18 protein-coding genes are annotated in these 25428 nt (G+C 69.1%); 6 read left to right on the top strand and 12 right to left on the bottom strand.

Translation table 11 applies throughout. From position 1 onward, the window contains the following. Position 1: 1 nt before the first annotated feature. Both IEY84_RS11715 and IEY84_RS11710 read right to left on the bottom strand, forming a co-directional pair. Positions 2–1171, bottom strand: coding sequence for an NAD(P)/FAD-dependent oxidoreductase (locus tag IEY84_RS11715; protein ID WP_183547322.1), 1170 nt, complete (start codon positions 1169–1171; stop codon positions 2–4). Positions 1172–1199: 28 nt separating this feature from the next. Beyond that, entirely contained in the window at positions 1200–2231 is a 1032-nt protein-coding gene (locus IEY84_RS11710; RefSeq protein WP_221209028.1) for a LacI family DNA-binding transcriptional regulator, read from the bottom strand. A gap of 157 nt (positions 2232–2388) precedes the next feature. Here IEY84_RS11710 and radA point away from each other — a divergent pair, with 157 nt between their 5' ends. After that, entirely contained in the window at positions 2389–3774 is a 1386-nt protein-coding gene (gene radA, locus IEY84_RS11705; RefSeq protein WP_183547316.1) for a DNA repair protein RadA, read from the top strand. 88 nt (positions 3775–3862) lie between these two features. Next, positions 3863–4945, top strand: coding sequence for a DNA integrity scanning diadenylate cyclase DisA (disA, locus tag IEY84_RS11700; RefSeq protein ID WP_183547312.1), 1083 nt, complete (start codon positions 3863–3865; stop codon positions 4943–4945). A gap of 165 nt (positions 4946–5110) precedes the next feature. On the opposite strand, the gene IEY84_RS11695 is transcribed toward disA, so the two are convergent. Continuing rightward, positions 5111–5836 (bottom strand): hypothetical protein, encoded by a 726-nt coding sequence (locus IEY84_RS11695; protein ID WP_183547309.1) that lies wholly within the window; start codon positions 5834–5836, stop codon positions 5111–5113. Positions 5837–5916: 80 nt separating this feature from the next. On the opposite strand from IEY84_RS11695, the gene IEY84_RS11690 reads away from it, so the two are divergent. Further along, complete coding sequence (locus IEY84_RS11690; protein ID WP_229788605.1) at positions 5917–6783, top strand: HhH-GPD family protein; 867 nt, start codon at positions 5917–5919, stop codon at positions 6781–6783. Positions 6784–6921: 138 nt separating this feature from the next. Here IEY84_RS11690 and IEY84_RS11685 read toward each other — a convergent pair whose 3' ends face one another. The 8 genes from IEY84_RS11685 to IEY84_RS11650 all read right to left on the bottom strand — a co-directional run bounded on the left by IEY84_RS11685 (position 6922) and on the right by IEY84_RS11650 (position 15774). Then, complete coding sequence (locus IEY84_RS11685) at positions 6922–9507, bottom strand: ATP-dependent Clp protease ATP-binding subunit (RefSeq protein WP_183547303.1); 2586 nt, start codon at positions 9505–9507, stop codon at positions 6922–6924. A gap of 225 nt (positions 9508–9732) precedes the next feature. Then, entirely contained in the window at positions 9733–10056 is a 324-nt protein-coding gene (locus IEY84_RS11680; protein WP_183547300.1) for a histone-like nucleoid-structuring protein Lsr2, read from the bottom strand. 121 nt (positions 10057–10177) lie between these two features. Beyond that, positions 10178–10960, bottom strand: coding sequence for a type III pantothenate kinase (locus IEY84_RS11675; protein WP_183547296.1), 783 nt, complete (start codon positions 10958–10960; stop codon positions 10178–10180). Between the two features lie 11 nt (positions 10961–10971). After that, a complete protein-coding gene (gene nadC, locus IEY84_RS11670) occupies positions 10972–11901 on the bottom strand; it encodes a carboxylating nicotinate-nucleotide diphosphorylase (RefSeq protein WP_183547293.1) in 930 nt (309 codons plus the stop codon). Further along, complete coding sequence (locus tag IEY84_RS11665; RefSeq protein ID WP_183547290.1) at positions 11901–13556, bottom strand: L-aspartate oxidase; 1656 nt, start codon at positions 13554–13556, stop codon at positions 11901–11903. The genes nadC and IEY84_RS11665 overlap by 1 nt, the downstream gene beginning before the upstream one ends. 9 nt (positions 13557–13565) lie before the next feature. Next, entirely contained in the window at positions 13566–13991 is a 426-nt protein-coding gene (gene panD, locus IEY84_RS11660) for an aspartate 1-decarboxylase (protein ID WP_008354878.1), read from the bottom strand. Then, the gene (panC, locus tag IEY84_RS11655) at positions 13988–14854 is read right to left on the bottom strand and encodes a pantoate--beta-alanine ligase (RefSeq protein WP_183547287.1); all 867 of its coding nucleotides are present in this window, start codon (positions 14852–14854) and stop codon (positions 13988–13990) included. Before panC ends, panD begins: the two co-directional genes overlap by 4 nt. Further along, positions 14854–15774, bottom strand: coding sequence for a Rossmann-like and DUF2520 domain-containing protein (locus tag IEY84_RS11650; protein ID WP_183547284.1), 921 nt, complete (start codon positions 15772–15774; stop codon positions 14854–14856). The genes panC and IEY84_RS11650 overlap by 1 nt, the downstream gene beginning before the upstream one ends. Before the next feature lie 363 nt (positions 15775–16137). Here IEY84_RS11650 and IEY84_RS11645 point away from each other — a divergent pair, with 363 nt between their 5' ends. The 3 genes from IEY84_RS11645 (at position 16138) to IEY84_RS11635 (ending at position 23291) form a co-directional block, all read left to right on the top strand. Next, a complete protein-coding gene (locus IEY84_RS11645) occupies positions 16138–19683 on the top strand; it encodes a bifunctional glycosyltransferase/CDP-glycerol:glycerophosphate glycerophosphotransferase (protein ID WP_183547281.1) in 3546 nt (1181 codons plus the stop codon). Then, the gene (locus IEY84_RS11640) at positions 19674–20771 is read left to right on the top strand and encodes a glycosyltransferase family 2 protein (protein ID WP_183547278.1); all 1098 of its coding nucleotides are present in this window, start codon (positions 19674–19676) and stop codon (positions 20769–20771) included. Before IEY84_RS11645 ends, IEY84_RS11640 begins: the two co-directional genes overlap by 10 nt. A gap of 114 nt (positions 20772–20885) precedes the next feature. Next, complete coding sequence (locus IEY84_RS11635) at positions 20886–23291, top strand: polysaccharide pyruvyl transferase family protein (RefSeq protein ID WP_189129302.1); 2406 nt, start codon at positions 20886–20888, stop codon at positions 23289–23291. Positions 23292–23381: 90 nt separating this feature from the next. Here IEY84_RS11635 and IEY84_RS11630 read toward each other — a convergent pair whose 3' ends face one another. Then, a complete protein-coding gene (locus IEY84_RS11630) occupies positions 23382–25427 on the bottom strand; it encodes an acyltransferase family protein (RefSeq protein WP_183547272.1) in 2046 nt (681 codons plus the stop codon). Between the last annotated feature and the right edge of the window lies 1 nt (position 25428).

Genomic DNA, 25428 nt, shown 5'->3' with positions numbered 1-25428 from the left:
CTCAAGACAGATCAGTGAGCTGGTCGGGATCGGCCTCGGTCCCGACCAGCTCTCGGAGCTTGTCGTTGACGTCCCAGATCCCGACGTTCATGCCTGCCGTGACGGTCCGTCCACGCTGCCAGTAGGCGATGAACTCATCACCCTCGGTGTCGCCCCGGAGCAGCACCTCGTCCTCGGGCGCCGAGCGGCCGACGTACTCCATCGAGAACTCGAACTGGTCGGTGAAGAAGTAGGGCTGCCAGTCGTAGGCGCCCTCCTTCCCCAGCATCGACCTGGCCGCCAGGCGGCCCTGCTTGATCGCGTTGTCCCAGTGCTCGACCCGCAGCGGGCCGTGCACGGTGTGCTTCGCGAGCGCGACGTCTCCGGCCGCGAAGACCCTCGGATCAGACGTACGCAGCCGCTCGTCGACCACGATGCCGTCGCCGACCTCGAGGCCGGCATCCGCGGCCAGATCCGTGGCCGGTGCCGCCCCGACGGCGACGAGCACGATGTCGGCCGGGATCTCGCCGGCGCTGGTCCGTACGACTCCGGGCTCGATCGCCTCCACGGTCGTCTCGGTGTGGATCTCGACGCCGTGGCGGGTGTGCAGGTCGGCGACGTGCTCGGCGAGCACCGGGCCGAGGACGTTGAGAAGAGGTTGCGCGGCGGCTTCCAGGACGACCGCGGTGCCGCCCAGCGCGGTCACGGAGGCGGCGACCTCGAGGCCGATCCAGCCGCCTCCGACCGTGACCACCCTCGTGCCCTCTCGGACCGCTTCCTTGAGACGGCGGGCGTCCTCGACGGTGCGGAGCGTCACCGCCGTCTCGATGCCCGGGATCGGTGGCGTCTTCGGATCGGCGCCGGTGGCCAGGAGCAGCCTGCCGAAGGCCAGCTTCTTGCCGTCGTCCAGCGTGACGCTCCCGTCCTTCAGGTCGAGCGCGGTGACGGTAGTGCCGGCCAGGACGGTGACGTCCTTCTCGGCGTACCAGGCCTCGTCGTGGACGACCTTGAACTCCTTGGCTCCGGCGAGGAAGTCCTTGGAGAGCTGTGGTCGCTCGTAGGGCAGCTCCGGCTCCTTGCCGACCAGGATCAGGGGGCCGGCGTACCCCTCCTCGCGAAGGGTCTCGATGGCGCTGACTGCCGCGAGCCCAGCACCGATGATGACGACGTCGCCCCTAGCACCAGTTCCCATGACGCCATCGTCGCTCGGAACCGGTGAACTAGGAAGACCCGCGGACGGTGAGGACCGGCTTCAGCATCACACCCGGAGCGGCGTAGGACGGGGTCGCGAGCAGCTCCTCGAGGGCCTTGACCAGCTCGCGGGCAGCCTCCTCCAGCGGAGGACGTACCGAGGTGATCCCCGGCGGCACCGTCTGCGCGACCTGGGAGTCGTCGAAGCCGACCACCGCGATGTCCTCGCCGAGGCGGAGCCTTCTCTCGAAGAGGGAGTGGAGCACGCCCATCGCGAGCGTGTCGGAGGCGCAGACCAGCGCGGTCGGCTCGGTCTCGTCCAGGATCGCGTCGGCGGCCGCCTTGCCCGAGCTGATCGAGTCCTCGGTGCGCGAGGCCAGGCCGGTGGTCGAGAGGCCATGGGTGTGCATGGCATGGGTCCAGCCGCTGCGCCGCTCCTCCCCCAGCAGCGAGTCCTTGTGCCAGCCGATCCAGGCGATCTTGGAGTGGCCGCGCTCGATCAGGTGCTCGGTGGCGATCTCGGCGCCGTAGGCGAGGTCGACGTCGACCCAGGGATGCTTGGCGTCGGGCTGGGTCCAAGGCCTCCCGAAGGAGACGAATCGTGCGCGCCGGGACTGCAGCCACGTCGTCTGCTGGCCACCGAGGTGGGTGTCGGTCACGACGAAGGCGTCGACCGCGGTCGACCTGAGCAGCTCGTCGTAGCCGTCGAGCGGGTCGGCAGGGTCACCGTAGAAGAGCAGCACGTGATAGCCGGTCTCGGCGGCGGCTTCGACGAAGGTGTGGACGAACCGGTCCATCATGGCGTTGGCGGTGCCCTCCTGGAGGGCGGGCATCCTGAGCCCGATCAGATGGCTCGCTCTGGTTCGCAGGCTGCGCGCTGCGCGGTTGGGCTGGTAGCCGAGCTTGTCGATCGCGTCCTGCACCCGGGCCAGGGTGTCGGCACGCAGCAGGTCGGGGTTGTTGACCGCGTTCGACACCGTCTGCCGGGAGACGCCGGCCAGCTCTGCGACGTCGGCCAGGGTCGGCGGAGCGGCCGAGATATGACCGCCGGAACGCGGCATCACCACGCCCTGCCTCCCTTGATACCGATGTAGAACTCTGGATCGTTCCAAGACATGGTAACGAAGGCTGACCTCTGCGGATGCTTTCGGCCCCTATATCGGTCTCGGCGCTCCGGGCGCGGCTCGATTGTCGGTGGCTTGCTCTAGGTTGCTGGGCATGGCTACCGCTCGTTCGTCCAAACGCGCCACCTACCGCTGCTCCGAGTGCGGCTGGGAGACCGGTAAGTGGGTCGGTCGTTGTGGCGAGTGCCAGGCCTGGGGGTCGGTCGCCGAAGCGGCCACCCCCGTCGGACGTACGCAGGCAGCCCCGGTCTCCACCGCGGCCGTGCCGATCGGACAGGTGTCGGTGACCGAGTCGGAGCGGCGTACGTCGGGGGTGCCCGAGCTCGATCGGGTCCTCGGCGGCGGACTGGTGCCGGGGGCTGCGATCCTGCTGGCCGGCGAGCCGGGCGTCGGGAAGTCGACGCTGCTGCTGGAGGTGGCCGCGCAGACGGCGCGCTACGGACGCCGGGCGCTGTACGTGACCGGCGAGGAGTCCGCCTCGCAGGTGCGCCTGCGGGCCGACCGCACCAACGCCATCCAGGACGAGCTCTATCTCGCCGCCGAGACCGACCTCGGCGCGATGCTGACCCATATCGAGGAGAGCCGGCCCGAGCTGATCGTGGTCGACTCGGTGCAGACCATCGGCGCCTCCGGGGTCGAGGGTGCGCCCGGCGGAGTGACCCAGGTGCGCGAGGTCGCGGCGGCGCTGATCCGGGTCGCCAAGACGCGCAACATCACGACCGTGCTCGTCGGCCATGTGACCAAGGACGGGGCGATCGCCGGGCCGCGGGTGCTGGAGCACCTGGTCGACGTGGTCCTTCACTTCGAAGGCGCCCGCGACTCACGGTTCCGGATGGTGCGGGCGATGAAGAACCGCTTCGGCCCCATCGACGAGGTGGGCTGCTTCGATCTCTCCTCGGAGGGCATCGTGGCGGTCACCGATCCCTCCGGGCTCTTCGTGGAGACCCACCACGTCGCCGTTCCCGGCACCTGCGTCACCGTGACGATGGAGGGACGCCGACCGCTGCTCGCCGAGATCCAGGCGTTGACCGTGCTGGGCGCAGAGGAGCGGGCGAAGCGTACGACCTCCGGCCTGGACGGCTCTCGGCTCGCGATGATCCTCGCCGTGCTGCAGCGGCACGCGCGGGTGGGTCTCTCGGGTCGCGACGTGTTCGCCTCGACCGTCGGCGGGGCCCGGATCAGCGACCCGGCCGCCGACCTGGCGATGGCGCTCGCGGTCGCCTCCAGCCACACCGGCACCCCCACGCCGCGCGGAGTGGTGGCGCTCGGGGAGATCGGCCTGGCCGGCGAGCTACGGCGGGTGCGTGATCTCGATCAGCGCCTCTCCGAGGCGGCGCGGCTCGGGTTCACCGTGGCGGTCGTCCCGGCCGACCCGGGAACGCCGGTGCCCAACCGCCCCAATGAGCGGGACGTCGACGGCATGCGTGTCTTTGAGGTGCACAGCATAGGTGCGGCCCTGGAATTCCTCCGCTTGGTGTAATCAACTTGGTGACTCGTGGCAGATCGTTCTCGGCATTACGGTTGGATCCACCGCTAGAATCACCTCATCCCACTCCGAAAGGATTCCCGTGCCCGCCGAACGCACCGCGGATTCCATCCGACTGCGCGAGACGCTTGCTCTCATCGCGCCCGGGACGCCGCTGCGTGACGGGCTCGAGCGGATCCTTCGCGGCCGCACCGGCGCACTCATCGTGCTCGGTTACGACAAGATGGTCGACGCGATCTCGACCGGTGGCTTCACGCTCGATGTCCCGTTCACCTCCACTGGCTTGCGCGAGCTCGCCAAGATGGACGGAGCGATCATTGTCGACGACTCGCTCAGCCGGATCGTCCAGGCCGCCGTCCACCTGATGCCCGACCACACCATCCCCTCGACCGAGACCGGCACCCGCCACCGCACCGCCGACCGGGTCGCGAAGCAGACCGGCCACCCGGTGATCTCGGTGTCCCAGTCGATGCAGATCATCGCCGCGTACGTCGGAGAGACCCGCCACGTCCTGGAGGACTCCGGCCAGATCCTCTCCCGCGCCAACCAGGCGCTGGCGACCCTCGAGCGCTACAAGCTGCGGCTCGACGAGGTGGCGTCCACCCTGTCGGCGCTGGAGATCGAGGACCTGGTGACCGTGCGCGACGTAGCCGTGGTGGCCCAGCGTCTGGAAATGGTCACTCGAATCGCCCGCGAGATCGAGGACTACGTACTCGAGCTCGGCACCGACGGCCGGCTGCTCTCCCTCCAGCTGGAGGAGCTCATCACCGGCGTCGACGCCGAGCGCGAGATGGTCATCCGCGACTACCTCCCCCGCGGCCGTCGCTCACGTTCGCCCGAGGAGCTCCTCGCCGAGCTCGAGGCGCTCAACTCCGCCGAGCTCGTCGACCCCGCCGCCACCGCCCGCGTCCTCGGCCTCACCACGTCGGATGCCTTGGATGGTGCGGTGGCCCCGCGCGGCTACCGACTCCTGGCCAAGGTCCCCCGCCTCCCACCCGCTGTCGTCGACCGCCTCGTCGACCACTTCGGCACCCTGCAGAAGCTCCTCTCCGCCAGCGTCGACGATCTGCAGGCCGTCGAGGGCGTCGGCGAGCTCCGCGCCCGCTCCGTACGCGAAGGCCTCTCCCGCCTCGCCGAGTCCACCATCCTCGAGCGCTACGTCTAACCACCCTGCCGAAGCGTCACTCCCGTCGGCCGAAGCGTCACCCGCGTTGGCCGAAGCGTCAGTTACGTCGGCCGAGTTGGCAGTCCTTGCCGTCTCGGCCGACGCCAGTGACGTCTCGGCCGACCTACCTGACGTCTCGGCCGGCGCGGGTGACGTCTCGGCGCGTCAGCCGGTCGGGGAGTCGGGTTCCGTACGCGACAGGGCGGTGCCCGGCTTGTAGAGGCCGAAGGTGGCCGATGCCGGTTCGCCACCGAGGGCGGAGGCGACGATCACGAAGAAGTTGGGCTTCACCCATGGGCCGTGGCCGGTGCACTCGCCGGCAACGACACGGCGGCCGCTCCAGGTCAGCGGGAGCGTGGTGACGACGTCGCGGCGTACGACGATCTCCCTGGTCGGCACGGCCTTGGGGCAGTCGACCGTCGACCAGACCAGGTCGCCGCCCTTCTGCGAGATCCGCACCTGCAGCGCGTCCGCGGACAGCTTCCAGGTGCACGCGGACGCCTTCACCGTGCGCAGTTGCAGCGGGATGGTGACGTTGTCTTCGGCGTAGCCGTCGGCGACGGCGGGCTCGACGACGATGTCGGAGGGCGAGCACTCGCCGGTCGGCTCGGGCGGTGCGCTGCTCTTCGGCTTCCTCGGCTTCTTCGGCTTGTCGCCGCCCGCGTTGCCCGCCTGCTTCGACGGCTCCGCGCTCGGCGTCGGCGTGACCGTCACGGTCGCCGTCGGCTGGTCGGCCACCGGCGCCGCGGTGTCGTCCGGCTTCTCCGAGCCGTCGGTGAAGAACCGCGAGATCCCGACGATGAGGAGCAGGACGATCGAGAGCACAGCCAGCCGCCGGCGCCAGTAGACCGAGGCCGGTAGCCGTCCTCCAGTCCTTCTCGCACGGGCCATAGGCGACACCGTAATGATCCCGCGCCCAGGTTTCGGGGTGCCACTCCGTGGCTATACCTGTCGCACGGCACAATCTGCGTGTGACCGAACTCCTGGACCCCGTTCTGGACTGGTACGACGCCAACGCCCGTGACCTCCCGTGGCGCTCCGCGAGCGCGACGCCGTGGTCGGTGATGGTCAGCGAGTTCATGCTCCAGCAGACCCCGGTCTCCCGCGTGCTCCCGGTTCACGAGGCCTGGCTGGAGCGCTGGCCCACCCCGGCAGATCTGGCCGCGGAGCCGACCGGCGAAGCCGTACGCGCCTGGGGCCGCCTCGGCTACCCCCGCAGAGCACTGCGGCTGCACGCCGCCGCCGCGGCCATCGTCGCCGACCACGGCGGCGAGGTCCCCGACAGCTACGACGACCTCATCGCGCTCCCGGGCGTCGGCGACTACACCGCGGCAGCGATCGCCACCTTCGCCTACGGCAAGCGACACGTCGTGCTCGACACGAACGTACGCCGCGTCTTCGCCCGGACACTCAGCGGCGTCGAGTTCCCCTCGCAGTCGGTCAACAAGGCCGAGCGCGAGCTCGCCGCCAACGTACTCCCCCACGACGAGCCGACCGCCGCCACCTGGTCGGTCGCCGTCATGGAGCTCGGCGCCCTGATCTGCACTGCCGCGAAACCGTCCTGCTCCCGCTGTCCCGTCGCAGACCTGTGCGCCTGGCGCGCGGCCGGCCACCCCGCCTACGACGGACCGCCGCGGAAGGTCCAGACCTGGGCCGGCACCGACCGCCAGTGCCGCGGCCGCCTCCTCGCCGTCCTCCGCGACGCCGACTCCCCCGTCCACCGAACCCGCCTAGATGCGGTCTGGCCCGACGAAACCCAGAGAGATCGAGCCCTGGCAAGCCTCCTGAAAGACGCCCTGGTGGTAAAAACGGGCCCAGAAACGTACGCCCTCCCCTAACCCGCCGAGAAGTCAGTTTCTGACAGCGAACGGTCACTTTCTGAAGCGCTGAAAAGAGAAACGACGCCGAGTGGCCAGAATTTCTGACCACTCGGCGTCGATAACTGACTTCTCGACGTCAGAAAGTGACGTCTCGGGTTACTCGCCTTCGGCGGGCTTCGGCTTGTCCACCGTCGTCGGCTCATCCTGGTCGGGGAGCTCGATATCGGACACCGACGCACCTTCCAGCGGGGGTACGTCCGGGACGACGGAGCGCTTCTGGCCCTTGAAGGTGAACTGCGCGGTCGGGCCCTCGCCGTCGACATCGACGAGCACGATCTCGCCTGGGCCGATGTCGCCGTAGAGCATCTTCTCGGCAAGCACGTCCTCGAGCTCGCGCTGGACCGTGCGACGCAGCGGACGGGCGCCCAGGACCGGGTCGAAGCCACGCTCGGCGAGCACCTTCTTCGCGGCCGTGGTGAGCTCGATGCCCATGTCGCGGTCCTTGAGACGGATCTCGACGGACGCGATCATGTTGTCGACCATCGCGATGATCTGCTCCTGCGACAGCGGCGGGAACACGATGACCTCGTCGACACGGTTGAGGAACTCCGGACGGAAGTGCTGCTTGAGCTCGTCGGAGACCTTGGACTTCATCCGCTCGTAGGAGCCCGCCTTGTCGCTGGCCTGGGAGAAGCCCAGGTTGACCGACTTGGCGATGTCCCTCGTGCCGAGGTTGGTGGTCATGATGATGACGGTGTTCTTGAAGTCGACCACCCGGCCCTGGGAGTCGGTCAGGCGACCTTCCTCCAGGATCTGCAGGAGCGAGTTGAAGATGTCCGGGTGAGCCTTCTCGACCTCGTCGAAGAGGACCACGGAGAACGGCTTGCGGCGCACCTTCTCGGTGAGCTGGCCACCCTCCTCGTAGCCGACGTAGCCCGGAGGCGAGCCGAAGAGCCGCGAGACGGTGTGCTTCTCGCCGAACTCCGACATGTCGAGCTGGATCAGCGCGTCCTCGTCGCCGAAGAGGAACTCGGCGAGCGTCTTGGACAGCCAGGTCTTACCGACACCGGACGGACCGGCGAAGATGAACGAACCGCCGGGGCGCTTCGGGTCCTTCAGACCCGCACGCGTGCGTCGGATGGCACGCGAGAGCGCCTTGACGGCCTGGTCCTGGCCGATGACGCGCTTGTGGAGCTCGTCCTCCATGCGCAGCAGTCGCGCGGACTCCTCCTCGTTGACCTGGACCATCGGGATGCCGGTCGCCACGGCGAGAACCTCGGCGATCAGCTCCTCGTCGACCTCGGCGACCTCGTCCATGTCGCCGGCACGCCAGGCCTTCTCGCGCTCGGCCTTCTTGGCGATGAGCTGCTTCTCCTCATCACGCAGTCGGGCAGCCGCCTCGAAGTCCTGGCCGTCGATCGCGGCCTCCTTGCGCTGGCGCACGTCGGCGATCTTGTCGTCGTACTCCCGCAGGTCGGCCGGGGCCGTCATCCGGCGGATGCGCAGGCGCGAGCCGGCCTCGTCGATCAGGTCGATCGCCTTGTCGGGCAGGAACCGGTCGGAGATGTAGCGGTCGGCCATGGTGACCGCGGCGACCAGCGCCTCGTCGGTGATGGTCACCCGGTGGTGGGCCTCGTAACGGTCACGGATGCCCTTGAGCATCTCGATCGCGACCGCGATCGACGGCTCCGGCACCTGGATCGGCTGGAAGCGGCGCTCGAGAGCGGCGTCCTTCTCCAGGTATTTCCGGTATTCGTCCAGCGTGGTCGCACCGATGGTCTGCAGCTCACCGCGAGCCAGCATCGGCTTCAGGATGCTCGCCGCGTCGATGGCACCCTCGGCCGCACCGGCGCCGACGAGGGTGTGGATCTCGTCGATGAAAAGCACGATGTCGCCGCGGGTCTTGATCTCCTTGAGCACCTTCTTCAGGCGCTCCTCGAAGTCACCGCGGTAGCGCGAGCCGGCGACGAGCGCGCCCAGGTCGAGCGTGTAGATCTGCTTGTCCTTGAGCGTCTCGGGGACGGTGCCCTTGACGATGTCCTGGGCCAGCCCCTCCACGATCGACGTCTTGCCGACGCCGGGCTCGCCGATGAGGACCGGGTTGTTCTTCGTACGCCGCGAGAGCACCTGCATCACGCGCTCGATCTGGGCCTCGCGACCGATGATCGGGTCGAGCTTGCCGTCGCGGGCGTCCTGGGTCAGGTTGCGGCCGAACTGGTCGAGCACGAGGCTGGAGGAAGGCGCCTCGGTCGAGGTCGTGCCGGTGCTCGCGGTGGCACCGGAGGTGGCCTGGCCCTCCTTGCCCTGGAAGCCCGAGAGCAGCTGGATGACCTGCTGGCGGACCCGGTTGAGGTCGGCGCCGAGCTTCTGCAGCACCTGGGCGGCGACGCCCTCGCCCTCGCGGATCAGGCCGAGCAGGATGTGCTCGGTGCCGATGTAGGAGTGGCCGAGCTGCAGCGCCTCGCGCAGGGACAGCTCGAGCACCTTCTTGGCACGCGGCGTGAACGGGATGTGGCCCGACGGCGCCTGCTGACCCTGACCGATGATCTCTTCGACCTGGTTGCGGACGGCCTCGAGCGAGATGTCGAGGGACTCCAGGGCCTTGGCCGCTACGCCCTCGCCCTCGTGGATCAGGCCGAGCAGGATGTGCTCGGTCCCGATGTAGTTGTGGGAGAGCATGCGGGCCTCTTCCTGGGCCAGCACGACCACCCGGCGGGCTCGGTCAGTGAACCGCTCGAACATGTACGCATCTCTCCTAAGAATTCTGGGGCGTCACCAAGATCCAACCCCACAGACAGCCTACGCGTTCCCGACAACACAATGTGATCCGTGCGCTGAGAGCGAACACGCCTGCAGTACGCCGGGCAGCACCGGCGCCGGGCCGACCGGCGGCCCACCTCGCACAAAGGCGGCTGCCGCGCCCGGGAAGGCGCGGCAGCCGGCCATGAGGTGCGGTGCGACCGTCGGTCAGTGAGCCGCTTCGAAAGCCGCTCGGACCTCGGCCGGAATCCGACCACGGTCAGGAACGCTGTAACCGTTGGCCTTGCCCCACTCACGCATGACCTTCGGGGTGGTCCCACCGGCTGCGGCGGCCTTCTTGGCGCTGCCACGGCGGCCGCTCACCTTCTGTGCGTGACCGATGAAGAGCGCGAGAGAATCACGAAGCTTTGCCGCATTGGCATCGCTGAGATCGATCTCGTAGGACGTGCCGTCCAGGGCAAAGGACACCGTCTCGGCTGCTTCCGAGCCGTCGATGTCATCCTCGAGGATGATCTGAACCTTCTTAGCCATGTTCCTACCTTCACTGCTCTTCACCCGGAAACGGGCCGAATATAGGCCCCGCATTAAAGCGAGATGCGCATAGCATTACATATCAACTGATGGATTCGACAGGGCGGCATACCGAAACGCGCTAACGAACGACATTCCTCTGGAATATGAGTTCCAGTCCCTGCAACGTCAGCCACGGAGAATGCGCCGAGAAACATCGGCACTCGTCCAGCACGAACTCCGCGAGATAGCCGGTCGCAATCACCGTCACGTCGTCGGCGGACACATCCAGCTCCGCGATGATCCGAGCGACCATCCCCTCGACCTGAGCCGCGACCCCGAAGACCATTCCGGACTGCAGCGCCTCGACGGTGTTCTTCGCGATCACCGACCTCGGGCGGGCGAGCTCGACCTTGCGCAACTGCGCACCACGCCGACCCAACGCCTCCAAGGACAGCTCGATCCCCGGCAGGATCGCACCCCCGACGTACTGCCCCGCCGCGTTGACCACGTCGAAGGTCGTCGCCGTCCCACGGAAGTCGACCACGATCACGGGACCGCCGTGGAGCGCCACCGCGGCGACCGCGTTGGCGATCCGGTCGGTGCCGACCTCGCGCGGGTTGTCCATGAGGATCGGGATGCCGGAGCGTACGCCGGGCTCGACCACCACGCTCCGGACCGAGCCCAGATGGCGGGCGAGCATCTCGCGCCACTCGTGCAGGACGGAGGGCACGGTCGCACAGACCACCACGCCGTCGACGCCCGCCACCGACGAGTCCCCGAGGATCCCGCGCAGCAGCGCCCACCACTCGTCAGCGGTGCGGTGCTCGAGCGTGGAGACCCGCCAGTCGGCGGAGACGACGCCGTCGGCGATCAGCCCGAGAACGGTGTGACTGTTGCCGATGTTGACCGCGAGCAGAGGCATGGGCGTGACCGTCAGCCCTCGGACAGGTCGAAGCCGATGTCGAAGACCTTCACCGAGTGGGTCAGCGCACCGACGGAGAGATAGTCGACACCCGTCTCAGCGACCTCGCGGGCACGGTCCAGGGTCAGACCGCCGGACGCCTCGAGGACGGCTCGGCCTGCGGTGATCTCGACGGCCTCCTTCATCATCGCGGTCGACATGTTGTCGAGCATGATCCGGCCACAACCGGCGTCGAGGAGCGCCGAGAGCTCTTCGAGCGTGGTCACCTCGACCTCGACGGGCACGTCCGGGTAGGCGAACCGTACGGCCTCATAGGCCTGCACCGCGCCACCCGCGGCGACGATGTGGTTGTCCTTGACCAGCGCCATGTCGGAGAGGGACATCCGGTGGTTGGCGCCGCCGCCGCAACGTACGGCGTACTTCTCCAGGGCCCGGAAGCCCGGCAGGGTCTTGCGGGTGTCGAGAACCTGCGCGCCGGTCCCTTCGAGCGCCTCGGTCCAGGCCGCGACACCGGTAGCGACACCGGAGACGTGGGAGGCGTAGTTGAGAGCCGTACGCTCCGCCGTGAGCAGGCCGCGGGTCGGCCCCGCGATCCGCATGATGACGTCGCCGGCCTTCACCTTGGAGCCGTCCTTGACGCGGTCGGTGACGGTGACGGAGTCACCCATCACGTACGCGAAGACGAGCTCGGCCACGCCGAGGCCGGCGACCACGCCGTCCTCCCGGGCGGCGAAGACACCGGTCGCGGCCGCGTCGGGAGCGATCGTGGCCACCGAGGTGACGTCCTCGCTGGGCATCTCACCAGGAGCGACCGAGGGCAGGTCCTCGTCGAGGGCGAGCTCCACGGCGTCGTAGACCTCGCCGGCGTCCAGGCCGGCCTTGGTCAGCTCGTCACGCAGCGACTGCGGGATCTCGTCGAAGGGCACGCGTCGGATGGTCATCAGGCTCCTGCCATGGTTGTGGTGGTGCGGTCGGTCGCTGGGGCCGGGGTGAAGCTGACGACAGTCTCGCCATCCCGGAGCCGAACGTCGAAGTGGCCGGCGAACCCGGTGTCGTCGCGCTCGGCGAAGTCCTCGCGCCAATGGGATCCGCGGGTCTCCTCACGCAGCAGCGCGGACGTCGCCAGTGCGAGCGAGACGGTCAGCAGGTTGGTCGCCTCCCAGGCGGCCGGGTCGATCTCGGTGGCCGGGGTGCTCCCGAGCTGCTCGAGCTCGTCGACCGCCTCGGCGAGACCGGTCGCGTTGCGGAGGACTCCGACCTTGGTCGTCATCGTCTCCTGCAGCTGCTTGAGCGCGGTGCCGGGGACGAGCGCGCGCCCGGCACCCGGAGCCGGGTCTTCGAGCTGCCGCAGCTCGCCGGGCAGGACCTCGGCGATCCGGCGCGAGAAGACCAGCCCCTCGAGCAGTGAGTTGGACCCGAGCCGGTTGGCACCATGGACACCGCTGCAGGCGACCTCGCCGGTGGCGTAGAGCCCGGGCACGTCGCTGCGGCCCCACTTGTCGGTGCGTACGCCGCCCGAGGCGTAGTGGCATGCCGGGGCGACGGGGATCAGGTCGACGGACGGGTCGACGCCGTGCTGCTCGCACGAGGCGAGGATGTTGGGGAACCGCTTCTCCCAGAACTCACGGCCCAGGTGACGGGCGTCGAGCCACATGTTGGGGTGTCCGGTCTCCAGCATCCGCTTCATGATCGCCTTGGAGACGATGTCGCGCGGAGCCAGGTCGCCGAGCTCGTGCACGCCCTCCATGAGCCGCTTGCCGTCCCAGTCCACCAGGAAGGCGCCCTCGCCGCGTACGGCCTCGGAGATCAGCGGCTGCTGGCCGCGGGAGTCCTCACCCAGATACATCACCGTGGGGTGGAACTGGACGAACTCGAGGTCCCGCAGGGTCGCCCCGGCCCGCAGCGCGATCGCCATCCCGTCGGCGGTGGCGACGGCGGGGTTGGTCGTCTGCGAGAAGACCTGGCCGAGGCCGCCGGAGGCGAGAACGACGGCACGGGTACGTACGATCCCGACGCCGTCGGCATCGCCCTCGCCCATCACGTGGATCGTCAGGCCGGCGACGCCGCCGTCGGCGGCGGTCAGCAGGTCGACGACCATCGCGTGCTCGAAGACCAGGATCTCGGGAGCGCGGCGTACGGCCTCCATCAGCGCGCGCTGGATCTCGGCACCGGTCGCGTCGCCATCGGCGTGCGCGATCCGGTCCCGGCGATGGCCGCCCTCACGGGTGAGCGAGAGGTTGCCGGCCGGGTCCTTGTCGAACTCGGCGCCCCACTCGATCAGCTCGCGGACCGCTTCGGCGCCCTCCCCGACCAGGACGCGTACGGCCTCCAGGTCGCACGCCCCGGCGCCTGCCACGAGCGTGTCGACCTCGTGCTGACTCGGGGTATCACCCTCGCCGAGAGCCGCCGCGATCCCGCCCTGGGCCCACTGCGTCGAACCGGCCTTGAGCTCGTCCTTGGTGACGACGGCGACCCGCTCCACCTGGTCCTTGAGCCGCAGCGCCGCGGTCAGCCCGGCGATCCCCGAGCCCACCACGATCACGTCCGCCCACTCGGTCCAGCCCGGATCGCGGGCGGAGAGCAGCTCGATGTTCATGCAGGCACGCTACTGCGTGAGCACCAGCGGTCCACGCATCTGGTCGGTCCCTGGAACCGGCTCGCTCCTGTCGGAGCCGAGCGCGACGATGTGGTTGGCCTCGTCGACGTGCACGACGTGCGGCTCGAAGGCCTTCGCCTCCTCGGTGGTCATCTGTGCGTACGCGATGAGGATGACCAGGTCGCCGGGGTGCACCAGGTGGGCGGCGGCGCCGTTGATACCGAGCACGCCGGAGCCCCGCTCGCCCGCGATCGTGTAGGTCTCCAGGCGGGCACCGTTGGTGATGTCGACGATGGAGACCAGCTCGCCGGGGAGGATGTCCGCGGCGTCGAGAAGGTCGGCGTCGACGGTGACCGAGCCGACGTAGTGCAGGTCTGCCTGGGTGACCGTGGCGCGGTGGATCTTGCCGGTCATCATGGTGCGCAGACGGGTCATCGGGGGGCTCCGATCGTGAGGCTCATGTTGTCGATGAGTCGGGTGGTGCCGACGCGAGCGGCGATGAGGATCCGGGCCTCGGTGCCTGGTGCCGGGTCGGTGGGCAGCGCCGCCAGCGCGGGGTCGGTGACCACGAGGTAGTCGAGGTCGACCCCCTTGGCGCGGCGGAGCTCGGCGCGCGCAGCCTGGAGCGCGGTCTCGACACCGCCCGCGGCCTCGCGCTGCGCGGCGTAGAGCGCCCGCGACAGCGTCGTCGCCTCCTCCCGCTGCTCGGGCGAGAGGTAGCGGTTGCGCGAGGAGAGGGCGAGACCGTCGGGCTCGCGCTGGGTCGGCGCACCGACGACGTCGACGCCGAGGCACAGGTCGGAGGACATCCGGCGGATCAGCGCGAGCTGCTGGTAGTCCTTCTGGCCGAAGACGGCGACATCGGGCTTGACCAGCCCGAACAGCTTCGCGACGACGGTGAGCACACCGCCGAAGTGGCCCGGCCGGGTCTTGCCCTCGAGCACGTCACCGAGCGCGCCGGGGGCCACGGTCACCTGCGGCAGTCCGCCGGGATAGACGTCGTCCACCGACGGCGCGAAGACGACGTCGACGCCCTCACGCTCGCAGACCTCCAGGTCCGCATCGAGCGTGCGCGGGTAGCGGTCGAGGTCCTCCCCCGCGCCGAACTGCAGCGGGTTGACGAAGATCGACACGACGACGGGACCGCCGCCGACCCGCTCGCGGGCGACGCGCATCAGCGACGCGTGGCCCTCGTGGAGCGCGCCCATGGTGGGCACGAACCCGACGAGGGTGCCCTCGCGGCGGGCGGGGTCGAGGAGCTTGGCGAGCTCCTCGCGGGTGGATGCGATCTCGCTCATCACTGGTTCCAGGTGTGGATCGGGCGCGGGAGCGGCTGCACGGCCGCACGATCCGCCTCGTCGAGCAGGTTCTTGATCTTGAGCGCCCGGATGGGCAGCAGACGCCCGTCGGAGACGGCCCGGTCGAGCGTGGCTCGCGCCATGGAGACGTACGACGCCAGGGTCTGCGGAGCGTTGGTGCGGATGTCGTCGAGGTGGGCTGCCACCGTGCCGGCGTCGCCACGGACGATCGGGCCGGTCAGCGCGGCGTCGCCGTGGTCCAGGGCGTTGTCGAGGGCGGCGGTCAGCAGCGGACGCAAGGTCCCTGCAGGATCGGTGGCGCCAGCGGCGGAGAGGATCTCCATCGCCTCGGTGACCAGGGTGACCAGGTGGTTCGCGCCGTGGGCGAGCCCGGCGTGGTAGAGCGTACGCATCTCCTCGGGCACCCACATCGGCTTGCCGCCGAGGTCATTCACCAGCTCTTCGGCGAAGGCCCGGTCGGCGGGCGTGGCAGCCGTCAGGCCGAAGACGCAGCCGGAGAGCCGGGCCAGGTCGACCGAGGTGCCGGAGAAGGTCATCGCCGGGTGGACGGCCATCACGTGGGCGCCGATCGCGGCGGCCGGCTCGAGGATCGCCAGGCCGTGGCGGCCAGAGGTGTGCGCGACGTACATCCCGGGGCGGATCGCGCCGGCGTCGGTCATCGTCTTGACGACGTTGCCGAGCATGTCGTCGGGGACGGTGAGAAGAAGGAGGTCGCAGGCGCGAGCGACAGCTGTGGGCTTCTCGACCGGGACCCCCGGGAGAAGAGAGGCGATCCGTGCGCGGGAGGCGTCTGACTCGCCGGCCACCGCGACGATCGAATGTCCCGCGGAGCGCAGTGCGGCTGCAAGGACGGCCCCGACGCGACCCGCGCCGACGACGCCCACCCTGAGTGGGTTCATGGTTGTAGACCTTTCGTTCCAGTCCCTCCGACCACTCCCCCTTGTGAGCGGAGCCGGGATGGGTACCAGACGTTGTGCCTGCGTGCTCAGCCACCGTGACCGAGCCGTATTGCTGGCTTCGCTTCAGCTAGGCCGAAACAAACGGTACGCCGCCGGACACACTTCCGAAACACTCGGCCGTTGTGGCACGCGTCACGCCTTCGCAGCAGGGGCGATACCGGCCTCCGCATCCGAACGGATCCGATGCGGACCAGGCGACTCGGCGACCTTCCGTACTGATTCAGATGAACGAGAGCTGAACGCCTAGACTCACCAGCCGACTTCTTTGTGCCCCTTGTGGAAGGTCCTCCCCCTTTGTCAGCCATGAGCCCGCGCCGCCGTGCGGCCCATCGCGTCGCCGACGCGATCGACCGTACGATGCACGTCGACTCCCGGCGTGTGGTCCACGCAGCTCGCCGCGAGGCGCGCCGGGCGAAGTACGCCGTCGGGCTCGGCCCGAAGCCGGTTCTCAGCGTGGTCATGCCGATCTACAACGTCGAGCAGTGGGTGGAAGCGGCGCTCGAGAGCATCCTGACCCAGTCGCTGCAGGCGCTCGAGGTCATCGTCGTGGACGATGGATCTCCCGACGGCTCCGCCGATGTCGTCCGCCGCATCGCTCGTCACGACCCGCGGGTCAAGATCGTCACCAAGGAAAACGCCGGTCTGGGCGCTGCCCGCAACACCGGCCTGGAGCACATCCGTGGTGACTACGTCGCCTTCGCCGACTCCGACGACATCATCCTGCCCGGGTCGTACGAGGCGATGGTGAACCTGCTCGAGCAGTCCGGCTCCGACTTCGTGACTGCCGCGTTCGAGCGCGGCGAGCAGGGCAGGGCCACCCGCCCCAACTGGGTGAAGAAGCTGACCCGCAAGACCCGCACCGGGCTCACCATCGAGGACGAACCGCTGGCGCTGCTCGACATCACCTCGTGGAACAAGGTCTTCCGCACCAGGTTCGTCGAGCAGCACCAGCTGCTCTTCAGCGAGGGCGTGCGCTACGAGGACCAGGTCCCGATCACCCGCGCCTACCTCGACGCCACCTTCGACATCCTCGACCGCTGCGTCTACCTGTGGCGTACGCGTGACGACGGCAGCTCGATCACGCAGCAGAAGGCGACGTTGCAGGACCTCGCCGACCGCATCCTGAGCCAGGACCGCTGCGCGGAGCTCGTGAAGGACGCCCCGACCGAGGTGCGCAACACCTGGTTCGTGAAGCTGCTCGACTACGACTTCCCCAACTATGTCGAGGCCGCGATCGGCGCCGGGAACGCCGAGTACGCCGGAGCCGTCCGCGAGCGCCTGGCGTTCCTGCGCGACGAGATCCCCAGCGAGATCTGGGCCCGCCTCCAGTTCCGCAACCGGGTCGTCTCCTGGGCGCTGAGCCACGACGACTTCGAGCTGGTCGACGAGCTCCGCGGCTGGTTCCAGCAGTTCCAGACGGGCCGTCCGATCGGGGTCGCCGACGGCGTCCCGGTCTTCGTGCTTCCCGAGGGGCTCGACAAGCGCGGCACGCTCCCGCCGGAGACGCTGCGCGTGGCCGAGGTCGACCTTCTCCCCCGTGTGCAGCTGACCTCGGTCGCCTGGGACGGCTCCGACCTGGTCCTGCGCGGATCCGCCTTCCTGCAGAACCTCACCGACGACTATGCCCCTCATGAGCTGCGGATGCACGTGCGTGGCGACGGCGTCGAGCTGGAGGTCCCGGTGACCCGGTTCACCGACCCGTGGCTCGACGAGGTCGCCAACCGTGCCTACGAGGACCGTGCGAACTCCGGTTTCGAGGCCCGTATCGACGCCCAGAAGCTCGCCGAGGTGACCCCGGCCGGCCAGCACGACCTGGTGCTGGAGCTCGAGCACACCCAGGGCGACTTCACTCGGGAGTCCGGCATCACCGGCGACGTGCCTTCGGGCCCCGCCGGCTTCCGCGAGGCGCGTGTTCTGGCCGACCGGCTGGTCCGTCTCGGCGGTAACGGCGCCAACGGTTTCCGCGTCCATGTCCATGACGACTGGGCCCGAACCGCCGGCCACCACGTCACCCCATCAGGCACCGTCGAGATCACCCTCGTCGGCCCGGCGCGCAATCCGATCCTGGCCCCCACCTTCGGCAAGGTCGTACGCCGCGCCGAGAACACCGCTGGCGACGGAGCCGTGACCGTGGCGCTCCAGCCGCGTACGTCACGCGAGCTGGAGGTCAAGCTGACCTCTGGCGCTCACGTCCCGGTCCGCTGGACCGAGGAAGCCAACGTCATCGGCGCCGAGGACGGCGACCCCGGCAGGGCCTACGTCGTGCGCAGCGGCGGCAACACCGTCCGGGTGACCAACCGGCAGCCGTCCGTGCACATCACCGCGATCGACGCCACCGAGGAGCGGCTGGTGCTGCGCGGGGTGAGTCTCGGTGCGGCCGGCCACCGTCTGCAGCTCTCCTCCGAGCGCGTCGACGCCGTCGCCAGCGCCGCCCTCCCCGCCGGCGAGTTCGAGGTCGAGGTGCCGGTCGCTCGCGACGCCTGGCAGCTCGGTCGCACCGCCCTGCCGACGGGTCGCTACGAGCTGCGGCTCATCGACGAGGCCGGCGAGGTCCGCGAGTTCGCCCACGTGAAGGTCGCGACCTCGCTGCGCGCCCACGGGCCGATCGACATCGAGATCGCCGGTGCACCCGTGCGCATCGGCACCAGCGTCTCCTGGAGCCTGATCGTCATCTCCCACGCCCTGCCCGTGGACGTACGCTCCGGCCGCAGGCAGCAGCAGCTGCGCGAGCGCTACCTGGAGCAGCGCCTCGAGGAACGTCTTCCGGTCGTCCTGCTGGAGACGTTCAAGGGCAAGATGGCCGGCGACTCCCCCGCCGCGATGGCCCGCGAGCTGTTGACCCGCCACCGCGCCGGAGAGGGTCCGGAGCCGGTCTACAGCGTCAACGACCGCTCGGTGCTGGTCCCTGACGGGATCCGTTCGGTCGTCCGCTTCTCGCCGGAGTGGTTCGAGCTGCTAGCCCGGGCGCGGTATCTGGTCACCAACGACAACTGGCCGTTCTTCTTCCAGAAGGCGGAGGGCCAGGCGTACGTCCAGACCTGGCACGGGACCCCGCTCAAGCGCATCGCCAAGGACATCACCGACCCCAAGGGCGGGCTGTCGGTCCTCTACATGAAGACGATGGACGCCGAGGCCCGCGCCTGGGACCGGCTGATCAGCCCGAGCCCTTACTGCTCCGAGATCCTGCCGCGCGCCTTCGGGTTCGAGGGCGACGTGCTGGAGTCGGGCTACCCGCGCAACGACGTGCTCGCCGCCGATGACCGCGACGAGGCCCGGGCGGCGATCCGGAAGCGCCTCGACATCCCCGACGACCAGCGGGTCCTGCTCTACACCCCGACCTGGCGCGACACCTTCGCCAAGGTGCTCTACCTGGACCCGGCGCAGGTCGTCGCGGCGCTGCCCGACGTGACCGTGCTCGTCCGCGGTCACGTCAACACCTCGGGCGGGGCCTCGGTCGCCCCGGAGCTCGCGGGCCGGATCCGCGACGTGACGCTCTACCCGGACATCAACGACCTGTTCCTGGCCGCCGACGTGCTGGTGACCGACTACTCCTCGGTGATGTTCGACTTCGCGATCCTCGACCGCCCGCAGCTCTTCCTGGTCCCCGACCTGGAGGAATATCAGGCCTCTCGCGGGTTCTACTTCGACTTCGCCGAGACCGCTCCCGGTCCCCTGTTCAGCGACAACGACGCGCTGATCGCGCACCTGGCAGGCGGACCGGCCGCCGACGCCGCCTACGCCGATGCCCGCGCAGCCTTCCGGGAGAAGTTCGCCCCCTGGGACGACGGCTCCGCCTCCTCCCGCGCCGTGGACGCACTGTTGTCCACGGCTCCCGAGGTATGCGACTGAGGCGCAGCCGGCCGATGCTGGGCGTCGTCGTCCCCGCCTACAACATCGCGCCGCTGCTCCCCGCCGCCCTCGACAGCATCCTCGGTCAGTCCTACAAGAACCTGCACGTGGTCGTCGTCGACGACGGTTCGACCGACATGACCGGCGTCATCGCCGAGGAGTACGCCGACCGCGACCCCCGGGTCGTCGTCCGCCGCACCGCCAACCACGGCCTCGGCGCGGCCCGCAACACCGGCCTGACCCACCTGGCCGGTGCCGACTACATCACCTTCGCCGACTCCGACGACGTCGTCCCGCGCACGGCGTACGCCACCATGGTCCGCACCCTGGAGAGGACCGGCTCCGACTTCGTGACCGGGTCGGTCCAGCGCTGGGAGGACGGCGACCTCGTCGAGCCCGTGTGGATGCACAGCTTCCACAACCCGGCGCGACTGGGCACCACCGCTGCCGCCGACCCGCGCATCCTGGGCGACGTCTTCGCCTGGAACAAGGTCTACCGGCGTACGTTCTGGGACTCTGCGGCGCTCTCCTGGCCCGAGGGGCTGCGCTATGAGGACCAGCCGACGCTGACCCGGGCCTACCTGGCGGCCGCCGCCTTCGACGTCATCCCCGACATCGTCTACCACTGGCGGATCCGCACCGACGGCAGCTCGATCACCCAGCAGCGCTCCACCGTGGCCGACCTCCGCGACCGTCACCTCACCAAGAGGATGTCGCTGGAGACGGTGCAGAAGTACGTCGCCGACGGCGGCGACCCCGAGGTGCTCGAGGTCTTCTTGAACAAGACCCTCCCCGGCGACCTGCGGCGCTATTTCGCCGCGATCCCCGAGGCCGACGACGAGTGGTGGTACCTACTCGTCGAGATGGTCCGCGACATCTGGTCCGAAGGCACGCTGGCCGACGCGAGCATGCCCCCGGGGCAGCGGCTCATCGGCTGGCTCGTCGAGAACGACCGCCAGGCCCAGGCCCAGCACGTCGCCTCCTGGATCGCCGAGCACGGTCGCGTCCCGCGCAACGAGGCCGGCACCGCCCTCGAGGTCCCCGGACTCGATCCGACCGGGATCGACCCGCACGCCATTCGCGTTTGACGCCCTGCTGTCGATAAACTTCGCAGGCTCGCCTCGGGAACGAGCTCGATTTCATTCGGGACTTGTTGCTGTTGACGAAAGAAGCTACGCGTGCAGAACAATCTTCGGCGAGTGGTGAGTGTCTCACCCCTCCGGTTGAGCGATTCCTGGCCCGTCCACCGCGAGCCGCCGCGGCCCGCCGAGCTGCGTCAGCCCGGCTATCTCGACAAGTTCGACCACGACACCCTGGCCTACGATGCCTTCCCCGTCGGCGACACGGTCCGTCTCAGCGGGCCGCCGCTGCTCAACCTGGCCGCTGACCTGGCGGACGCCACCTGGCGCATCGACGACACCGAGGTGGGTGCGAACCTCCGGGACCTCGACCGCACTCAGGCGTCGTGGCTCGACGCCTCCGCTACCGGCGGCCAAAAGGTCACGGTGACCCTTGCCGAGGCGACGTGCGACGCCGAGATCTCCGAGAGCGGGGTCGACTGGTTCCGCGACCGGCTCGTACTGACCACCAAGTCGAAGAACAACGACCTGCAGTGGATCTCCGACTGGGCCCTTTTCCACGCGCAGAAGCAGAACGTCGACGCCGTCCTCCTCTACGACAACGGGTCGGACCGCTACCGCCCCGAGGATGTCCTCAAAGCCCTCGACGTTCCCGGGATCGAGGTCGCCGTCGTCGTCTCATGGCCCTTCAAGTTCGGGCCACAGGGCGGGAGTTGGGAAGGACTGACCGACGCTCCGTGGGACTCCGACTTCTGCGAGTACGGCATCCTCGAGCACGCCCGGCACCGATTCCTCTCCGAAGCCGCCGGGGTGCTCAACCACGACATCGACGAGTTAGCCGTCTCCGAGGACGCCGCCGGCGTGTTCGACCTCCTCGCAGTCGCCGAGTCCGGCGCTATCCGCTATCCGGGCCGCTGGATCGACACTCCGCGGGCGACTGTCACGGAGCCGCCGCGTTTCTCGGACTTCACCGTCTACGACTCCTCCCGCTGGTCGAGCACCAGCAAGTGGGCTATCGCCCCCAGGCGTACGCGGGAGGCCCAGCAGTGGAAGACCCATAGCGTCCACGGCGTCACGATGGAGACCACCAAGCGCATCCAGCATCGCCACTTCACCGGGATCACCTCCAACTGGAAGTACGCCCGTGTCGGCGCCACACAGATCAACGCGGCGAAGCACCGATACGACATGCGTCTCTCCGACGCTCTGGCCGACGTGTTCGGTGCCGACTCGATCCACCCCGTGCCCGGCATAGTCGAGCCAGGCACCATCTCCGCGCTGCTCGGCGACGTGGAGCGCGGCCTGGACGCGCGGCGCCGCCTCGGCGAGGGCCTGCAGAAGGTCTGGCACTGGCAGGACGACACCCTCGTGCTCGACTACGAGTCGGTTCACGGCGCCAGGTACGCCTACGACGTCAGGGTCACGCCCCAGGGCGTCAGCCTCCAGATCACCGCTCGTGACGACGTCTCCTGGTACGCCGTCCGCAAGCGGTGCAGCCCGTACGGCACGGTGGTTCCGAAGTCGGCACGACGGCTTCAGTTCGGCCGGTGGAAGCCGGAGATGCCTATGGAGCAGGTCGTGAGCGACCTGGTCGCGCACATCCAGCGCGGCAACACCGACCTCAATCAGACGATCGAGCAGCCGCCTCGCGCCATCGCTTCCTATTGGTGGGATCAGCGCACCAACTTCGGTGACCAGATCGGCCCCTGGCTCCTCGAAGCGATCGTCGGTCGGCCGTCGTACAACACGATCGGGCAGCCGAACGCGGGCGATGCCCTCATGACCGTGGGCTCCTTGATCACCGAGATGCAGCGTCCGGGCATGACGATCTGGGGATCGGGCCTGATCGCGCCGCTGAGCAACGCCGCCATCAAGCGCCTCAAGGACCGGGAGCCGCGCGAGATCCTTGCCGTCCGCGGCAAGCGCACGCGCAACCAGCTGATCAAGCATCTCGGCTGGGACGTCCCCGAGGTCTACGGCGACCCCGCCCTGCTGATGCCGTACGTCCTGCAGCCGGGCGAGCGACCCAGCGGCCGGTCCGGCCTCAGCGTGATCCCGCACTACTCGCAGACGCACATCGTGGCCGACTCCCTCATCACCCGCTGCGGTGGGCACCATGTCGACGTACAGCGCTCGGCGGAGGAAGTCGTCGCCGAGATCGCCCAGTCCGAGATCGTCGTGTCGACCTCGCTGCACGGGCTGATCCTCGCCCAGGCGTACGGGATCCCGTGGGTCTGGCTGCGCATCGCAGACGAGGGCCTGGTCGGCGACCGGTTCAAGTTCTCCGACTTCTTCACGACGTTGGAGAAGGAGGAGGTCGCCTCGGTCTCGGTGACCGCCGAGGTCGCCGCCGAGCTCGACCTGGAGCGGGTCGCCTCGAAGGCCACCCTCCCTGGATCGAAGTTCGACCCCCGTGCGCTCGTCGAGGTTCTTCCCTACGACATCCGCGAGGACTTCGTCCGACAGCTCCCAGGCACTCGCCGCAGCCGGTTGCACACTGGCAAGTGGATGCGGCGTACGGTCCGCTGACTCAGGGCCGAGTCGAGCCGACCACAGCGACCTCTGCGTCGAGGAAGCCGCGATGGTTCCGGGTTGGCACCTGGGACCACGCTGGTTGGCTCAGCGGTTCTCGACCAGACCAAACGCTCGAAGCTCCCGCCAGATGTAGGGCGCGAGGGTCTCGGCGTAGGTCACCGAGATGTGGTCGCGGTCGCGGTAGACGTTGACGCCGCCGATCACGGCGGGGCAGGTGTCCTCGTCGCAGTAGAAGTCGGTGAGATCGATGAGGTGCGCGCCCTCGGACTGCTTCACGGCCGGACCGAACGGGTCGAAGATCGAGTCGTACGACTTCTTCCGGTTTAGGCTGCACTCCGCATTGGCTCGTGCGACACCGGCTTCCTCGACGCACGCCGGCTGGTCCTTGCGGGTCTCACCGGAGGTGGGGTTGTCCCGGACTGCGACGACGGGAACGCCTTGCTTCAGAACGGGCTCCCACGCCTGCTTCACCAGCTCGACGCGCTTCTTCTTCGGGCCCGCGATCAGCTTCGACCAAGCCGTGGTCATGACGAAGTCGTACGCACCGGCGTCCTGGGACAGCTTGGTGTTCAGATCACGCTTCAGGACCCGGCACCTGTCCTTGAACTCGGTGGTCGCCACGAACGGCTCCCCCGCGGTCCAGGAACAGCCGCTGGAGTGGAACAGCTCGACCGAGAGATAGCCCCGGTCGGCCAGTCGCTCCAACGACGTCGCCAGTACCCGAGCGTGAGAGTCACCAATTACGGCGACGTGTGGGCGGCCGGGCTTCCGCTCACCGATCAGACAGCCCTCCAACGGACGCTGCAGCAGCTGCTCGTCGCAGCCGGGGTAGTCGGGCCAGTCCTCGCGTACGCCGGCGGCGGTCGGGATCAGCACGTCGTCGAGCTCGGGGTTGGGGCAGTCCTTCGCACCCGGGGCCCGGGAGGCCGCACCGAAGCAGCGCGGGGCGTCCTCGGTGATCGCGGCGGCGAGCTCGGCGTCCTCGCGGTTCTGCTTCTCGACGTAGCCCCAGCCGGTGCCGCTGGCACCGACGAGGAGGACTGCGGCGACGCCGGTCGCGGCCAGGCTGCGGCCGGGGTGGTGGACGAGCTTGCGATGCGTACGGACCGGGTCCTCGACCCAGTGCTTGGTCGCCACCGCCAGCAGCACGGAGGCAGCGCCGATCAGGACCCGCTCGACGAAGCCGAGGTGGTCGACGCCGAGGGCGTACGGCGTCAGGATGATCAGCGGCCAGTGCCACAGGTAGAGGGAGTAGGAGATCTCGCCGAGCCACTGGAACGGCTTGAGGTCACCGATCCGGGTGGGCGACCAGGCGACGGTCGGGTTGCCGGCCCAGATCAGGGCGGCGGTGGCGACGCAGACGACGACCGCGGCGGTGCCCGGCATCGGCGTCTCCGGACCGAGCACGAAGCAGCTCGCGGTCAGCACGGCCAGGGAGACCCAGGAAAGGAGCGACCGGAGGCCGTCGCGGCCGGCGACCACGGGGACGAAGGCGAGCATCGCGCCCAGGCCGAACTCCCAGGCTCGCGCCGGGGTGATGAAGTAGGCGGTCTCCGGCGAGACGACGGTCCACCAGAGCGAGAAGACGAGCGAGGCGGCCGTGACGACCCCGAGGACGACGGCGGTGGTCCGGCGAGCGTTGGCCCCGCTGCGGGCGGCGATCCAGGCGGCGAGGAGCACGAGGAGCGGCCAGATCAGGTAGAACTGCTCCTCACCCGACAGGGTCCAGTAGTGCTGAACCGGGGACGCCGCATGCTGCGCAGCGAGATAGTCGACTGAGTTGCGGGCGAGCTCCCAGTTCTCGACGTAGATCGCCGCCGCGCCGATCTCCAGGAAGAACGTCTGCCACTGCACCTTCGGAACCCACAGCAGGGTCGCGATCGCGGTGACCGCGAGGACCAGGTACGCCGCCGGCAGCAGCCGGCGTGCCCGCTTGGCCCAGAAGTCGGTCAGGCTCAGCCGCCCCTTCTCCTGGCTGCGCAGCAGGTGGGAGGTGATCAGGAACCCCGAGATGACGAAGAAGACATCGACGCCGATGTAACCCCCGGGGAGTCGGTTGGGCCACAGATGGAACAGCACGACAGCGCAGACGGCGAACGCCCTCAGCGCCTGGATCTCGGTGCGAATCACC

Source organism: Nocardioides albus, assembly GCF_014648255.1.
Taxonomy (GTDB): Bacteria; Actinomycetota; Actinomycetes; order Propionibacteriales; family Nocardioidaceae; genus Nocardioides; species Nocardioides albus.
The sequence above is the reverse complement of the archived record's forward strand: the minus strand, read 5'-3'. Positions and strand labels throughout refer to the sequence as shown.

What these genes read in the sequence shown, in the direction of transcription:
- IEY84_RS11715 (WP_183547322.1), bottom strand. Translation starts at nt 1,171, where the DNA reads ATGGGAACTGGTGCTAGGGGCGACGTCGTCATCATCGGTGCTGGGCTC.
- IEY84_RS11710 (WP_221209028.1), bottom strand. Translation starts at nt 2,231, where the DNA reads ATGCCGCGTTCCGGCGGTCATATCTCGGCCGCTCCGCCGACCCTGGCC.
- radA (WP_183547316.1), top strand. Translation starts at nt 2,389, where the DNA reads ATGGCTACCGCTCGTTCGTCCAAACGCGCCACCTACCGCTGCTCCGAG.
- IEY84_RS11695 (WP_183547309.1), bottom strand. Translation starts at nt 5,836, where the DNA reads ATGGCCCGTGCGAGAAGGACTGGAGGACGGCTACCGGCCTCGGTCTAC.
- IEY84_RS11685 (WP_183547303.1), bottom strand. Translation starts at nt 9,507, where the DNA reads ATGTTCGAGCGGTTCACTGACCGAGCCCGCCGGGTGGTCGTGCTGGCC.
- IEY84_RS11680 (WP_183547300.1), bottom strand. Translation starts at nt 10,056, where the DNA reads ATGGCTAAGAAGGTTCAGATCATCCTCGAGGATGACATCGACGGCTCG.
- IEY84_RS11675 (WP_183547296.1), bottom strand. Translation starts at nt 10,960, where the DNA reads ATGCCTCTGCTCGCGGTCAACATCGGCAACAGTCACACCGTTCTCGGG.
- nadC (WP_183547293.1), bottom strand. Translation starts at nt 11,901, where the DNA reads ATGACCATCCGACGCGTGCCCTTCGACGAGATCCCGCAGTCGCTGCGT.
- IEY84_RS11665 (WP_183547290.1), bottom strand. Translation starts at nt 13,556, where the DNA reads ATGAACATCGAGCTGCTCTCCGCCCGCGATCCGGGCTGGACCGAGTGG.
- panD (WP_008354878.1), bottom strand. Translation starts at nt 13,991, where the DNA reads ATGACCCGTCTGCGCACCATGATGACCGGCAAGATCCACCGCGCCACG.
- panC (WP_183547287.1), bottom strand. Translation starts at nt 14,854, where the DNA reads ATGAGCGAGATCGCATCCACCCGCGAGGAGCTCGCCAAGCTCCTCGAC.
- IEY84_RS11650 (WP_183547284.1), bottom strand. Translation starts at nt 15,774, where the DNA reads ATGAACCCACTCAGGGTGGGCGTCGTCGGCGCGGGTCGCGTCGGGGCC.
- IEY84_RS11645 (WP_183547281.1), top strand. Translation starts at nt 16,138, where the DNA reads ATGAGCCCGCGCCGCCGTGCGGCCCATCGCGTCGCCGACGCGATCGAC.
- IEY84_RS11640 (WP_183547278.1), top strand. Translation starts at nt 19,674, where the DNA reads ATGCGACTGAGGCGCAGCCGGCCGATGCTGGGCGTCGTCGTCCCCGCC.